The organism is Marinobacter sp. EN3 (genome assembly GCF_000475315.1).
GTDB lineage: Bacteria > Pseudomonadota > Gammaproteobacteria > Pseudomonadales > Oleiphilaceae > Marinobacter > Marinobacter nauticus.
This window is the reverse complement of record NZ_AXCC01000036.1, coordinates 1-14,963: the sequence shown is the minus strand read 5'-3', so window position 1 is coordinate 14,963 and position 14,963 is coordinate 1. Positions and strand designations below refer to the sequence as shown.

The following is a 14,963-nucleotide window of genomic DNA, read 5'->3' as shown; positions in this document are numbered from 1 at the left end:
CCTACTTCTTGGCGATCACCCATACCGCGTGCACGATGCCCGGAATGTAACCCAGGATGGTCAGCAGGATGTTGATCCAGAAATGCTTGCCGATACCAACCTGTAAAAAGACGCCTAACGGCGGTAACAGAATTGCTACCAGAATTCGCAAAAGATCCATTCAGTTCTCTCCTTGACGGGCGTAAAACAGTCATATCACTGCAAGATAGCAGTGGTATGACATTTCACCATATTGAACCGGGTAAATTCGGCCCGGTTTCATGAAAGTGGCATTAAACCTCTGTCACAGCCGTATTCATGATTGAGGCTCATCCCTATCCTTGGGGCCACATCGTCAGGTAATTGAGGACTTATGCTGAGAGCAAGGCTCAGATATTCCATCACTAGCGCACTCACATCATCACTCCTGGTTTTGGCGACGCCCGCCGTGCTGGCCGAGGCAGTCAGTTCCAAGGCAGACGCCACCGCCCTGTTGGTGGCCGATCTGGCGGAAGATGAAAACGTTGAGGATGTTGAGCACTCGGAACCCCGCCGGGGCTCTGCGCAGGCACGCGCCCAGGCTGAGACAACCAGCGAACAGAGTAGCCCGCAGGCACCCCCGGTGGAGGCACCGGAGGCAGCCAACAAGCCCCGTGAAATCGCACCCAATATCGACCTGAAAGAAGTGGCCCCGCTGCCGGAGCCGGAGCCCGAGGCAAGCGATTCCGGGGATTCTGCCGTGCAGCCGGAACCTCAGGCCGAAATACAATCCGGGACAGCCGACGCGGCCGGGAGCAACACCCCGGCGTCCCCGGACGATATTGCCGAAAAAGAGCCGGAACCAGCAGCACCCGTGCCCGCAGAGAGTTTCACACTGCTGGGCAAGGAAATTCTACCCGGCACTGCGACACGACTGGCCTGGTCGCCAGGCATTCAGATTGCCGGGTTGTCCCAGATTACCCCGGTACTGGTGGTCAATGGCGTTAACCAGGGCCCGACCCTGTGCCTGACCGGCGCGGTTCATGGTGACGAGCTCAACGGCATCGAGATTGTCCGTCGTAGCATGTACGACCTGAACCCGGAAAAACTCAGTGGCAGGGTTATCGGCGTGCCCATCGTGAACCTCACCGGCTTTCAGCAGGGCAGCCGCTATCTGCCGGATCGTCGCGACCTGAACCGGCATTTCCCCGGCACCCCGGACGGCACACTGGCCGACCGCGTTGCCCATTCCCTGTTTAACAACGTTATCCGGCACTGCGACATGCTGGTGGATATTCACACCGGGTCACTCAAGCGCACCAACCTGCCGCAACTGCGGGCCGACATGAACAATCCGGATGTCGCCGAATTCACCCGGGGCTTTGACCGGATGGCCGTGGTTCACAGTTCCGGTTCACCCGGCATGTTGCGTACCGCGGCTACCGAAGCAGGAATCCGCACCGTGACACTGGAGGCCGGGGAATCCCTGCGCATCCAGGAACACCAGATCGAAGCGGGCGTAAACAGCCTCAATAGTCTGATGGAAAAGCACGGCATGATTTCCCGCATGTTTGTCTGGGGCGATCCGGAGCCGGTGTATTACGACTCTACCTGGATCCGGGCCCAGCATGGCGGCATCCTGTTCAGCGAAATCAAGCTGGGAGCGACGGTATCCGAGGGCGAGGTACTGGGTTATGTCGCCGATCCAATCACCAACGAACAGCATCCGATTCGCGCATCCTCGGACGGCCGGGTCATCGGCATGGCGGTGGATCAGGTGGTGATGGCAGGGTTTGCCGCCTACCACATAGGTACGGAGGCACAAGTACCCGGAGAATAGTATGCTAGGCGTTTTCCATGGGCACGGAACCAGCAGGAGACGGAGTGTCTGACCTGAACGCCACAACGCAAAACTCCGGGCAAACCCTGGCCTACATCGGTCTGGTGCTGACACCGCTGTTCTGGGCCGGCAACGCCGTGGTGGCCCGCGGCACGGTCGAGCACATTCCGCCATTGTCCATGTCGTTCTGGCGCTGGGTACTGGCCCTGGCCATTATCCTGCCGTTCGGCTTACCCGGTATCTGGCGCCACCGGCAGGTGATTCGTCAGCGCCTCGGGTCCATGATTGCACTGGCCACCTTCAGCGTTGCCGCTTTCAATTCCCTGCTCTATGTCGCGGCCATGACCACGACAGCCACCAACATCGCGCTGATCAACGCCACTATCCCGATTTTTGTCGCACTGCTGGCCTGGCTGTTGTTGGGTGACCGGACCCGTCCGATTCAGATACTGGGCATTGCCATGGCCCTGGCCGGCATTCTGTGCGTGATTGCCCGCGGCGATGTGTCGGTGCTGACCGGCCTGCAGGCCCAGCCCGGCGATCTGGTGATGGTGGCTGCGGTGTTCAGCTGGGGCCTGTTCTCGGTGCTGCTGCGCCGGCAAGCGGTGCCACTGCCGGCACTGACCTTCCTCACCACGCAGATCCTGCTGGGCACCCTGATTCTCGCGCCAGTCTACCTGGTCGATTTTCTGTTCTTCAGCGGCGGCTTTGCCCTGTCACAAAGTACCGCCCTTCCTCTGATCTATTTTGCGATTTTTCCGGGCATTCTCGCCTACGCCTTCTGGAATCATGGCGTACACAGCATTGGCCCTGCCCGGGCTGCCATTTTCATGTACCTTACGCCGGTTTATGCCTCTGTGCTGGCGGTGGTTTTTCTCGGGGAAAACCTCAGCCTGTTTCATCTGGTGGGTGGACTGCTGATACTCGGAGGCCTGATACTGGCGACCCGAACCGGCCGGCGTCTGTCCCGCCCGCCTGTCACTGCACTGGATAAAGGAGAGCCGAATGACTAGGCAAACCGCCTCTTCATATTCCTGGCCGGCCATCATTACCCTGATGCTGGCCGCTCTTTCCCTGAACGTCGCGGCAGCCCCCTGCGACCCGGATGAGTCCAAATGGGCGCCATCCCGCTACTACCCGGCCGGAGCGGTGGTGCACCATGACGGCGAGTGGTACCAGTCCCGGGAGCTACACCAGGGCCTGGAACCGGGCATTACCTTCGACTGGAAACAGCTCGATGCTGCACCCGAATGCTCCGGCGAGGCAGCGCCCCCGGCCCCGATCGACAAGTCCGATGTAGAAACCGGGCAAACAGCGCAGACAGGCACAGTCACTGGCAGCCCGGATTCACCAGCCTCGGAATCGTCCAGTGACAACGAACTGTGCGAGCAGCCCGACCAGTGGCTGTTCTCAGAGCGCTACACCGTGGGCAGCGAAGCCAGCCATGGTGGCAAGATCTGGAAGGCGATCCGCCCGACCAGCGGCGATATGCCCGGGATGAATACGCCGCCGCGATGGCAATTGGTTGAAGATCACTGCTCCCTGGAAAATCAGCTGCCCTGAAGGGCTGCCTCAATACGGTCGAGAATCTGCGCCAGTACCGCTCTCGGGCAGCCGATGTTCAGACGCATGAAACCGCTGCCCTGGCTGCCGAAACTGAGTCCCGGATTGAGGCCAACCCCCGCCCGTTGCACGAAGAAGCGTTTCAGGGCGGTGTCGTCCAGCTGCAGGCCCCGGCAATCGAGCCACATCAGGTAGGTGCCTTCCGGCGCCGAGGTGCGGATACCCGTGAGTCGGCGGTCAACCTCCTGCACCACGAAATCGCGATTGCCCTTCAGATAGGCCATCAGATCATCCCGCCAGGAACCACCATGGCGATAGCCTGCCTCGAACCCGGCGATGCTGAACGGGTTACACTGCGGCAGGTGCAGCCGTTCGAACACCGTTTTCATGGCCTTGCGGCGCTCCGGATCCGGAATCACCAGGGCCGACAGGCCCAGCCCCGGCATATTGAAGGTCTTGCTCGGCGCAACCGCGGTTATCAGCGCATCATCCCCTTCGGCCAGGGTCGCCAACACCCTATGAGCGGGCTTGTCTGGATAGGTAAGATCGCAGTGAATCTCGTCCGACAGCACCACCAGGCCATGACGGCGCGCGATGTCCAGCACCTGAACCAGTTCCGCCTCGCGCCAGACCCGTCCCACCGGATTATGGGGTGAACACAGCAGCAATACCTTGGCCTCCAGCCGGGCGGCGCATTGCTCCAAATGCTCCAGATCCATGCGGTAGTCACCGGTTTCGTCTGCCATCAAAGGGTTTTCGATCACGGTCCGGCCGGTATCCCTGACCGAGCTGAAAAACGGCGGGTACACCGGCGGCTGGATAATCACGCCCTCTCCGGGTTGGGCGAAGGCCAGGCAGGCCGCGTTGAGGGACGGCACCACCCCGGGTGCCATGACAATCCAGTCTCGCTGGATGCTCCAGCCATGACGGCTTTCAAACCACTGGATCATGGCCTCATAAAGGCTGTCCGGGAACAGGGTATAGCCATATACCGGATGCTGCGCCCGCTCGGTCAGCGCGCGGGTGACCGCTTCCGGGGCCGGGAAGTCCATATCGGCGACCCACGCCGGTATCACATCGTCACGGCCGAATACCGCCTTGCGGGCATCAAACTTGACCGAACAGGTGTGCTCTCTGGCGATGGGCTGATCGAAAACGCTGCCATTCATGGGGGCTCCGCTTGCTGTCTCCGTGAAAACGCTATTGTGGTGGCCCGGTGCCGCCGTCGCAACCAACGCTTTGGCTCCGGCTTTGGTCGAAGAGCCATGAATTTCGCTTGCCCAACCCACCCGATGCTTGCGAACCTAACGGATTAGTCACCTGCGTTGACCAAAAACAAAAATCGGAGCCCTTCCATGATTGGCCAGATTCTTTCCACCATGCTGCCGGTATTCCTGATTGCCGGCTGCGGCGCCTTGTACGGGCGCTACCGGACACCGGATATTCAGGGCCTGAACGTGCTCAACATGGAACTGTTCGTACCCATGCTGGTGTTTGCGGTACTGGCAGACCAGCAGGCGCCCTTGCAGGAATACGGTTGGCTGGCGCTGGCCGCCACGGTGGTGGTTCTGGGGTCCGGTGTGATTCTGTATCCGGTGGCCAGGCTGCTGAAGCTGAACCTGAAAACCTTCCTGCCACCGATGATGTTCAACAACTCCGGCAACATGGGGATTCCGATTCTGGTGCTGGCATTCGGGGATGCGGCGCTGCCTGCGGCCATTGTGCTGTTCATCGTGGAAATGCTGCTGCACTTCTCGGTAGGCCTGTACATGCTGGCCCCCCACACCTCCATTATCCGCCGGCTACGGTTGCCCATCGTATTCGCCAGCATCGCCGGCCTGGCGGTGAATCTCAGTGGTATCCCGCTGCCGGGTTGGCTGCTGGAAACCCTGAACATGCTTGGCGGCGTGTGCATTCCACTGATGCTGTTTGCCCTGGGCGTCCGCATGCTGGATGTCGATTTCAGCGACTGGAAACTGGGGCTGATCGGCGCCATCGCCTGCCCGCTCTCGGGGCTGATCCTGGCCTGGCCGATGATCGCCCTGCTGGATCTTCCGGGGCTGCAGGTCGCCAGCCTTTGGGTCTTTGCCGCGCTGCCACCGGCCGTACTGAATTACATGGTGGCCGAACAGTATCAACAGGAACCCCACGCTGTGGCCTCCCTGGTGCTGCTGAGCAACCTGGGCAGTCTGGTGGTGATGCCCATTGTGCTGGGCTTGGTATTCGCGGCGGGCTACGTGTAAGCTTCTCCGCAATCCGGAGAGTTGATCAATGTCAGAAACCCTTGCGGTGGTCCGCGCGTCCCGCCCGAACTTTTTACTGCTCGCCCCGTTGTGTGCCGGCCTGGGCCTGGCCGTCGCTTGGCAACAGGGCCAGGCGCCCGAACTTTTACACACCTTTCTGGTTTTTCTTGGCGCCGTACTTGCCCATGCGGCGGTGAATCTGCTGAACGAATACGACGATTTTCGCTCCGGCCTCGACATGATCACCGAGCGCACCCCGTTCTCCGGTGGCAGCGGCGCCCTGCCCGAGGTGCCGACTGCTGCCCGGCGCGTGCTCTGGGCAGGTCTGGGCACACTGGCGCTGGTGGTGGCCATCGGTCTGTATTTTCTCTGGCTGCGGGGTCTGCCGCTGCTGGTGCTCGGGGCGGCCGGTGTGGTGCTGGTGCTTACCTACACCCGCTGGATTACCCGTTCGCCGCTGCTGTGCCTGCTGGCACCGGGCATGGGCTTTGGTCCGATCATGGTCCTCGGCACCGTTATCGCGCTGGGTGGTGGCATCGATACCACTGCCCTGCTGGCGTCTCTGGTAGCCCTGTTGATGGTCAGTGAGCTGTTGCTGATCAACCAGATACCGGATGCAGAGGCCGATCGAGCGATTGGCCGGCGCCATCTGGTGATTACCCTTGGCCCCGAAAAAGCCGCCCACCTGGTGGCTGGCCTGTTGCTTGCCAGCTATGGTGTCATCGTTGCCGGTGTGGTCAGTGGCTATCTGGCAATGACCAGCCTTATCGCCCTGGCACCCTTACCCGCAGCTGTCTGGATCAGCCTTCGACTACCTTGGGTACTGGCGATGCCAGACCAGCTCAACCGCGTGCTGGGCGCCAACGTGGCGGTACTGCTGTCCACACTGGCGCTGCTGGTAACCGGGCTCAGCCTTTGAGCCTGAACCGGCTGACCCGGGACTGCAGCTGCCCCGCCAGCACGGCCAGGTTGCGGCTGGCACCCGCCACCTGATCTGAACCTGCGGAGGTTTCGATGGTGGCATCGTGAATCCGGGCGATGTTCCGGTTCACTTCCTCGGCCACCGAGCTCTGTTCTTCCGCCGCGCTGGCGATCTGGGCGTTCATATCATTGATTGACGCCATTTCTTCCCGGATTCGCGCCAGAGAGCGCTCGGCTTCCGTCGTTTTTTCGACGGTAACGCCCGCCAGCTTCCGGCTCTCTTCCATCTCGCCCGCTGCCTGGCCGGCTCCGGTCTGTAGCCGGCCAATCATGTCCTGAATCTCACGAGTAGATTCCTGGGTGCGGGACGCCAGGGAACGGACTTCATCCGCCACCACAGCAAAGCCACGACCATGCTCACCGGCACGGGCCGCCTCGATCGCGGCGTTCAAGGCCAGCAGATTTGTCTGTTCGGCGATGGCGTTGATCACTTCAATAATCTGTTCGATGTTACCGCTGTCTTCGGACACCCGGTTCACCGAAGCCGCCGCCTGCTCCAGCTTGTCGGCCAGACCGGTAATGGCGGCAGCGGTTTCCTGTACCACCTGATTGCCGGTTTCCACTTCGGTGTCGGCTTTCTGGGTAGCGCTGGCGGCACTGGCCGCAAAGCCGGCCACTTCATTGACCGTGGCGGCCATCTGGTTCACGGCGGTGGCCATCTGTTCCGCCTCCGTTGCCTGCATTCGGATCTGGCGACTGTTATTATCAGACGTCCCTTCAAGCTCCCTGGAAGAGTTGGACAACTCATCCGCTGCCGAACGCACGTCCTGAATAATCCCGGTCAGGCGTTCGATGGTATCCACCAGCGCTCCCATCACACTGTTGGGGTATCGCGTGTCGAGTTGCTGGTTCAGATTGCCGTCAGCCAATTGCCGAATGGCCTCTGCGACGGTTTCCGGCTCGGCCCCCAGAATCCGCTTCAGTCCACGAATGATCACCGTCGCAATCACGACACTCAGCAACACCGCGACCGCTGTTACCGAAATGATCAGCAGATTGAAGCCACTGGCCGCCTGACGCACGGCATTCACATCCCCTGCAATTTCATCTTCCTGGTAATCAATAAAGGCGTTAACCCGGTCGAGCCACTCGCTGTACGCCGGCGAGGCTTCCTGCAGCAGCAGTTGCCGGGCCGCTTCGTTCTGACCATTGCTGCGAAGCTCAATCACTCTGGCCGTCAGGGCAAGGGTGGTTGTCTCGATGTTTTCGATCGCATCCAGCAGCTCCCGTTCCTGTGCCTGGGCGCCCTGCTCCCGGAACATCCGGGCCATATCACTGGCGTTCTCCCGATACATCGAGGCCAGCCGGTCGATGTCCTGCAGATGCCGCTGCAACTCGGAATCCCGGTTTACCAGCACCGCATCGCGGATGGCAATCGCCCGATCATGTACGCTGCCCCGAAAATTGATGGCATAGCGCTGCTTCAACGCCGCGCCTTCGTTAACCGAGGTGAGGGTCTTGTCCATGAACCCGACCCGCTGGTTGCCGATCACCGTGATCGCAATCATCAGAGACACGATCAGCCCGAATCCCAGGGCCAGGCGTTTGGCAACGGTAAGTTGGCCAGTCATAAAACACTCCAGAGTGAGAGAAAACGTGGAGTGATTTACGATAGGTATTAGGAATAGCTCAAAAGGAATTGAAAGATTTTGTAAATTAACAATCTCCGTTCCCTGGTTTCCGCAACCCGACCAGATCCACAAACCGCGCTCGCTCTGGCCTTAACCACGCTAACCGCTTGCAACTGACCGAACTTTGACCGATGGTAAGAATCAAATCTGTCTGATTTCATTCATGATATGGAGGTCTGCCCATGAGCGTTCTGCTCCTCGTTCTCAGTGCCCTGGTACTGATTTACTTCAGTATCGGTGGCAAAACTGCCGCCCTCATCATGTCCGTCGCTACCCTGATTGGTGTCGCTCAGGACGACTGGCACATTCTGAGTTTTCTGATCGGCGGCATCCTGCTGGCTTTGGCACTGCTCGTAACCCTCCCTGGCGACCTGCGCCTGGATAAACTCAGCCGGCCACTGCTGGGCTGGGTTCGCAGTCGCTTACCAAAACTGTCTCCCACCGAACAGGAAGCCCTCAACTCCGGCTCCGTTGACTGGGACGGCGAACTGTTTTCCGGCCAACCTGAGTGGAACAAGCTGCTGGATGCCGCGCCCGCTCACCTGACCAGTGAAGAACAGGCGTTTCTTGATGGCCCGGTGGAAGAACTGTGCAAGATGCTGGACGACTGGCAGATCACCCACGAACACTACGATCTGCCAGACAAAGTGTGGAAGTTCATTCGCAGCAAGGGCTTCTTTGGTCTGGTGATTCCCAAAGAAGACGGCGGCCTGGGTTTTTCCAACACCGCCCATTCCGAAATCGTCATGAAGATCTCCACCCGCAGCGTGTCTGCGGCGGTGACCGTGATGGTGCCCAACTCCCTCGGTCCCGGCGAGCTGCTGATGCACTATGGTACCGACGAGCAGAAACAGCACTACCTGCCTCGCCTGGCCGGGGGTGAAGAAATCCCCTGCTTTGCACTGACCTCTCCGGTCGCCGGCTCCGATGCTGGCGCGATTCCGGACAAAGGCATCGTCTGCAAGGGCGAATGGAACGGCAAGGAAGTGCTGGGCCTGAAAGTGACCTGGAACAAGCGCTACATCACCCTGGCGCCGGTCGCTACGCTGATCGGCCTCGCCATCAAGGTTTACGACCCCGAGCACCTGCTTGGCGAGCAGGACGAGATCGGTGTCACCTGTGTGATGGTGCCGCGGGATACCGACGGCGTGAATGCCGGTGCCCGCCACCTGCCCATGAACACGGTCTTCATGAACGGCCCCACCTGGGGCACTGAAGTCTTCATCCCCATGGAACAGGTAATTGGCGGCCAGGACATGCTCGGCAAGGGCTGGAAAATGTTGCTGGAATGCCTGTCCATCGGCCGCTCCATCTCCCTGCCCGCTCTGGGCACCGGCGCCGGCAAACTGGCCAGCCTGGCGACCGGTTCCTACGCCTACACCCGGGAGCAGTTCGGCCGCTCCATAAGCCAGTTTGAAGGCGTACAGGAAGCCCTGGAACCCATTGCCGGCTACACCTACATGATGGACGCAGCCCGCCTGCTGACCGCCGGTATGCTGGACCGGGGCGTTCGCCCGTCGGTACCTTCAGCGGTGCTGAAATACCGCAACACAGACCTGATGCGGGAAGTGATCAACCACGCCATGGACGTGGTCGCCGGCCGGGGCGTTATCACCGGCCCCCGCAACTTCCTGGCACGGGCCTACCAGGCCGTGCCTATCGGCATTACCGTGGAAGGCGCCAACATCCTGACCCGCAGCCTGATGGTCTTCGGCCAGGGCGCCATCCGCTGCCACCCCTTCATTGTTGAGGAAATCGAAGCGGCGGGCATGGAAAACCAGGATCAAGCCGCGAAGAAGTTCGACGGCATCTTCTACCGCCACCTGGCCCACACCACCCGCAATGCCCTGCGTGCATTCGTTCTGGGCCTGAGTAAAGGCTGGCTGGAAAGCGCACCCCGCCAGGGTGACATCCAGAAATACTACCGCCAGCTGGGCCGTTTCTCGGCGGCCTTTGCCCTGATGACCGACGTGACCCTGCTCACCGTCGGTGGCGGCCTGAAAGCCCGCCAGCGGCTGTCTGGCCGCATGGCCGACTGTCTCGTACAGCTTTACTACGCCACCGCCGTGATCAAGCAATGGCATGAGGAAGGCTATCCGGACGACCAACGGGATCTGGTGGAATGGTGCCTGCAAACCTGCCTGCACGACCTGCAGGACTCCATGCGTGAAGCCATCATCAACTTCCCGGTACCCGCCCTGCGCTGGCCGCTGCGGCTGATGGTCTTCCCGCTCGGCGCCACCGGCCTGAACGGCCCGGATGACAAGCTCGGTGCCAAAGTGGCGGCTACCATCGTGAAAGACACGCCTGTGCGCCAGCGCATCAGCCGGGGAACCTTCATCAATGCCGATCCCAGCGACCCGCTCGGACGTGTACTCAACGCCTATCGACTGGCGAACGAAACCGAGGAATCCCGTCACAAACTGCACGAGGCGATCCGCAGCCGGGACGAAGACGAAGTGGATGGCATCGCCCTGCTGATGGGCCACCAACGCAAGGAACTGGTGGACTGGGCCTGTGCCCAGGGCATTGTCAAAGCGGATGAGTGCCCGAAACTGGAAGAAGCCCTGACGGCACTCTATGACGTCATCCGCGTAGACGCCTTTGATGCCGACGGATTGAAATCCCTCGCCAAAAGCGCCAAAGGTAAGCGCAAGGTGGTGGAGCGGCCGTCCAAAGGCTGAGCTTAGCTACCTTCTCATTGAGGGGCGGTCACTCGCCCCTCAAGCCACCCCGAATCGCCTCATCCACCAACCACCGGCGCAGCGTCTGAATCCCGCGTTCCCGCCGGCGGCTGGTCTTCCAGGCAAAGTAAAATTTGTCGCCGGTTACCACGGAATGCGTCGGCAACCGCACGAAATCTTCGGAATCCTTCCGGGTACTCAGCATGTAGTCATTGGTCAGGGCAATGCCCTGATGAAACCGCGCCGCCTCAAGCGCCAACAGCATATGGCTGAAGTGCTGAACGCGAGTGCCCGTGGGCATCAATTCTCCTGCCGCGCTGTACCAGGCCTCCCAGTCTCCGGCCGTCCGGTCGAAAATGCTGTGAGTGGATAGCAGCGGAAACCCCGCCATCTCACCCGGCGACACCGGTTGCTCATCCCGCCGCTCCGGCTCCACATCCCGGCCCAGCTCCCGGCGCATACGTTGCCAGTAATCCTGACTACAGACCGGAAACAGCCGCTCCTCGTACAGCAAATCGTAACTGTAGGCCCGGGAATCCCGGTGAATGGTGATGAAACAATCCGCCACCCGATCCGACAACACCGGGTTCTCGCTACTCATCTCCAGCGCCAGATCAATCTGCGGATGCAGCCGCTGCAAATCCGGCAACCGGGGCACCAGCCAGCGCACGGCGAACGAACTGAACACCGACAACCGCAACCGACTCTCCTCATGCCCCAGCAACTGCTCACTGGCCCGCTCAATCTGAAGCAGAGCCGAACCAATGGCATCGAAATACTGCCGCCCCTCATCGGTCAACGTCACGCGACGACCGGAGCGCCAGAACAACCGCTCGCCCAGATAGGTTTCCAGCTGTTTGATCTGGTGGCTGACCGCGCTCTGGGTGATGGCCAGTTCTTCCGAGGCCGCTGAAAAACTGTTCAGCCGGGCGGCGGCTTCAAATACTGGGAGAGCTTTTAGAGGTGGGAGTCTCATCGCTGCTTGTTATCTAATTTTCTAATGAATGGGGAATATTGATCATTTTATCGGATAGTTAAGCACGCCTAGAATCCACATCCAAGGTCAGGGGGTATGTCGGCGGACTTGCTTCCGAAAATGTTCGTAGCCATGGATGGCGGAGACAAGCGTACAGGGATGTACTAGCAGCGGTTTTCGGAAGCAAGTCCGCCGACATACCCGTGCACTCAAGTTAGCGGATTTCAGGAAAAGGAGCACCACAGTGTCAGGCAAAACCGTCAACAGCGCCATTCTGCTGCTGGTCATCGGCAACGCCATGGCCATACTCTCAGACGTCTTCATCAAGCTCCTGGACCCCGGTGCCCCCGTCTTCCAGTTCGCCTTCCTGCGCTGCGTCCTCACCCTGGCGTTCCTGCTCCCGCTCGCCCGCAAACTCGACCGCAACAACCTCTTCGGCGGCCTGAAAATCCACGCCATCCGCGCCCACATCCATCTGGTCGGTATCGTCTGCATGGTGGTGGCACTGACCAACCTGCCACTGGCCACCGCCAACGCCCTGTTCTACGCCGCGCCCATCCTGGTGATGGTACTGTCCGCCGTATTCTTCAGCGAAAAACTGACTCCGCTCAGTGTGACTGCTGTGTTCAGCGGCTTTGCCGGCATCATCGTCATCCTGCGACCGGTGGACTTCAACTGGGCCGTCATCGCCGCCCTCGGCTCTGCCTTCGCCCTGGCCATCAACGCCGTCATGGTGCGCCAGTTGCCCAAGGAACAAACCACCGTCCACAAACTGTTTCTGAACTACCTGCTGATCGTCCCGGCGGCCGCCGCCCTGGCACTCTGGGAAGGCGCGGCCTGGAACCCGCAAATCCTGATCAGCGCCGCCGGTTCCGCCCTGTTCATCCTGGGCTACAACATCACCGTGTTGCTGGCCTACCGGCAGGTAGATGCCAACCAGGTCACCAGCGCCGAATACACCGGGCTGATCTGGGCGGTCGCCATTGGCTGGATCTGGTTTGGTGAGGTACCCGACCTGTGGTTCCTGGCGGGCAGCCTGATGATTGTCGTGCCGCTGGTACTGATTGGCCTGCGGCACCGGAAGCGGTCACCCGCCCGGGGATTCAACCCGGCAGAGCAGGAAACGAGTCAAGGGGTTGGCAATTCGTCAGCCCGCAGACAGGCCTCGATGGCAAAGGTGTGAGGGTGTAATACCCTCATTTTCGTAGTGGTCAAGTAATTTAGGCACCGTCTTATGAGTATTCAGGTAGGCCTGCTCAGCCACATTCGGCGGCGGTGTCAATATTCAAACAACCTCTTCCGATTCAACAGCCCTTAACATCGTAGATAGATCCGGCATTGCTGGTTGGGTAAAAAGTAGATTTCGGATAATGGAGGGCTCAAACGCAACATTGTTCTCGGTACACGCAGACCTCAATCTGCGGATAAATGCCATATCCACTTCTTTCATATGGTCATGTTCAGACTTTAGCTTCAGCAAACGGCTATCGTGTTGAGTGTCGTCAATCAGCTCGAACATCTGAGCCTTATAAAGCAGGACAATGGCCTTTCGGATATCTGCTGCCGTAACGTCCTTTCGCACCGATGCTATGCGTACGATTAGTTCCTCGATCAATTCCTGCTTTTCGAGGGGAGGTAAATCTCTAAGCGTATCACCAACAAGCCTAAGCAACTCTCTAGGTACCGTGACCCACTTTTTCTTGCGTAACAGAGCTTGATAACTCTCTCGGCTTCCAGGCTTCAAATCAGCGTTAGGATGACGGGGGCTATCTGTCGTGATCAGCTCTGCCAACCAAATAGTGTTGCTGCCAGGCGACATTTTAAGGGCCACTGTATCTATGGCCTTCAAAAACGTGGAAAAAGAACCGAAGCCCATGTCCTTCTCACTGAATGCGCTATTGACGTTGAGGACACCTTGTTTCAGTACATTCAGCGGTAGGGGTTCTGTACTTGCAGCCAAGATGGATTCTACGATCTCAGCTGCATCATCGAACTCAAGCTCTCTTGTGTTGGTTGAAACAGGATCTGTATGGATGTAACGAGAGCAGGACGATTTCACACTCTCACTCAATGGTGAACGAGGGCCAACTCCGATTACTTCCTTTCCCATTTCCCTTAGGCGACGAAATAGCGGTGAGAAGTCAGAGTCCCCCGTTGCAAGCACAAACCAATCAACATCAGCTAGCCGCAACGCATGCTCCATGACATCAACGGTCAGCTGGATATCAGCCGAGTTTTTACCGCTTACGGGATGAAAACTGTGGATGAGTTCGAACCCTAGTCGATTCAAAGGGGCTTGGAAATTGGAGATACCTGGCTTACTCCAAACTCCATACGCGCGTCTGACAATCACCTGACCAATAGCACTAATATCTGCCATCAACCGCTCAGTGCCATCGTCCTTCACCCACTGCGTCAGGTTTTCAACATCGATGAAAACCGCAATTTTGGACTTTTCCAAACACTCTCTCCTTGTCCCGATCAGTAGATATAACCAGCCCCAATGCAGTGGACACGCATTGATAACGGCGACTGGCTATGGGTTATTACCCAATAATCTCAACTTTGAGTGGTCGATTGAGCTTTATTGACAGATCCTCCAGCAAATTCTTCTTGCTTTTGGTGTTGCTGTGAGTACAGACAAAAAATTTACCGACTTGAACTTGCCCATATTTTGGATGCTTCGATGTCGATACCAGATCGACTCCGCTCACTGTAAGTCTCAAAGAACGAACGTTCTCTAGCCCAAAATACTCGATAGTTTCAGCCATCGTCTGAGCAGCAGTCTCTCTCTGAATTACAGCCCCGTTGGCCAACGTGACTTTGATACCTGTCCGAGCAGATTTAGAGTGCGGCCTTATCGAATATCCGGGCTCGATCTTTACTCTTTCACGGGTTTTTATATCGATTCCAGAGCTCCATTCGCTCTGCAATTTTTCGAGTTTAGACCGAAATTCTTTAAGTTTTTTTCCTGCGCTACTGATAGCTTCAGCGTCGTCATATTGGCTTTTGTTAAAAGCAGCAGAACCCTCCTGATTTAATTGGGATTCAACAGCCTGAATTTCCTCTAGGGAGGCTCTGAATAAG

The 14,963-nt window shown here is 58.8% G+C and carries 13 protein-coding genes; 7 read left to right on the top strand and 6 right to left on the bottom strand.

Annotated features, from left to right (window positions below; genetic code table 11):
- Window position 1: 1 nt before the first annotated feature.
- On the bottom strand, window positions 2–160 hold the full coding sequence (locus Q675_RS37920) for a YqaE/Pmp3 family membrane protein (protein WP_014423048.1): 159 nt from the start codon (window positions 158–160) through the stop codon (window positions 2–4).
- Window positions 161–352: 192 nt separating this feature from the next.
- Between Q675_RS37920 and Q675_RS31405 the strand changes: the two genes are divergently transcribed.
- From Q675_RS31405 to Q675_RS31395, 3 genes are read left to right on the top strand one after another with little or no spacing between them, the layout of a single operon-like run.
- Window positions 353–1,798: a succinylglutamate desuccinylase/aspartoacylase family protein gene (locus tag Q675_RS31405; RefSeq protein ID WP_031210072.1), complete on the top strand. Its 1,446-nt coding sequence runs from the start codon at window positions 353–355 to the stop codon at window positions 1,796–1,798.
- 17 nt (window positions 1,799–1,815) lie between these two features.
- Window positions 1,816–2,811 (top strand): DMT family transporter, encoded by a 996-nt coding sequence (locus tag Q675_RS31400; RefSeq protein ID WP_031211504.1) that lies wholly within the window; start codon window positions 1,816–1,818, stop codon window positions 2,809–2,811.
- A complete protein-coding gene (locus tag Q675_RS31395) occupies window positions 2,804–3,361 on the top strand; it encodes a carbohydrate-binding protein (protein ID WP_023011546.1) in 558 nt (185 codons plus the stop codon). Before Q675_RS31400 ends, Q675_RS31395 begins: the two co-directional genes overlap by 8 nt.
- On the opposite strand, the gene Q675_RS31390 is transcribed toward Q675_RS31395, so the two are convergent.
- Window positions 3,349–4,530, bottom strand: a complete 1,182-nt coding sequence (locus Q675_RS31390; RefSeq protein ID WP_023011545.1) for a MalY/PatB family protein — start codon at window positions 4,528–4,530, stop codon at window positions 3,349–3,351. The two genes, Q675_RS31395 and Q675_RS31390, sit on opposite strands and share 13 nt — an antisense overlap.
- A gap of 186 nt (window positions 4,531–4,716) precedes the next feature.
- On the opposite strand from Q675_RS31390, the gene Q675_RS31385 reads away from it, so the two are divergent.
- Both Q675_RS31385 and Q675_RS31380 read left to right on the top strand, forming a co-directional pair.
- Window positions 4,717–5,604 carry an AEC family transporter gene (locus tag Q675_RS31385; protein ID WP_023011544.1) on the top strand — a complete coding sequence of 296 codons (888 nt, stop codon included), beginning with the start codon at window positions 4,717–4,719 and terminating at the stop codon, window positions 5,602–5,604.
- 28 nt (window positions 5,605–5,632) lie between these two features.
- Window positions 5,633–6,523 carry a prenyltransferase gene (locus tag Q675_RS31380; RefSeq protein ID WP_023011543.1) on the top strand — a complete coding sequence of 297 codons (891 nt, stop codon included), beginning with the start codon at window positions 5,633–5,635 and terminating at the stop codon, window positions 6,521–6,523.
- On the opposite strand, the gene Q675_RS31375 is transcribed toward Q675_RS31380, so the two are convergent.
- A complete protein-coding gene (locus Q675_RS31375; protein WP_023011542.1) occupies window positions 6,513–8,156 on the bottom strand; it encodes a methyl-accepting chemotaxis protein in 1,644 nt (547 codons plus the stop codon). The two genes, Q675_RS31380 and Q675_RS31375, sit on opposite strands and share 11 nt — an antisense overlap.
- A 242-nt stretch (window positions 8,157–8,398) precedes the next feature.
- Between Q675_RS31375 and Q675_RS31370 the strand changes: the two genes are divergently transcribed.
- Window positions 8,399–10,900, top strand: a complete 2,502-nt coding sequence (locus tag Q675_RS31370; protein ID WP_022991358.1) for an acyl-CoA dehydrogenase — start codon at window positions 8,399–8,401, stop codon at window positions 10,898–10,900.
- Window positions 10,901–10,928: 28 nt separating this feature from the next.
- Here Q675_RS31370 and Q675_RS31365 read toward each other — a convergent pair whose 3' ends face one another.
- Window positions 10,929–11,876, bottom strand: a complete 948-nt coding sequence (locus Q675_RS31365) for a LysR family transcriptional regulator (protein WP_023011541.1) — start codon at window positions 11,874–11,876, stop codon at window positions 10,929–10,931.
- A gap of 244 nt (window positions 11,877–12,120) precedes the next feature.
- Here Q675_RS31365 and Q675_RS31360 point away from each other — a divergent pair, with 244 nt between their 5' ends.
- Window positions 12,121–13,059 (top strand): DMT family transporter, encoded by a 939-nt coding sequence (locus tag Q675_RS31360; protein WP_023011540.1) that lies wholly within the window; start codon window positions 12,121–12,123, stop codon window positions 13,057–13,059.
- Between the two features lie 102 nt (window positions 13,060–13,161).
- Here Q675_RS31360 and Q675_RS31355 read toward each other — a convergent pair whose 3' ends face one another.
- Complete coding sequence (locus tag Q675_RS31355; protein ID WP_023011539.1) at window positions 13,162–14,337, bottom strand: NYN domain-containing protein; 1,176 nt, start codon at window positions 14,335–14,337, stop codon at window positions 13,162–13,164.
- 85 nt (window positions 14,338–14,422) lie between these two features.
- Window positions 14,423–14,963 (bottom strand): hypothetical protein (locus Q675_RS38225; RefSeq protein ID WP_031211499.1); only part of this gene is annotated, 541 nt, incomplete at its 5' end.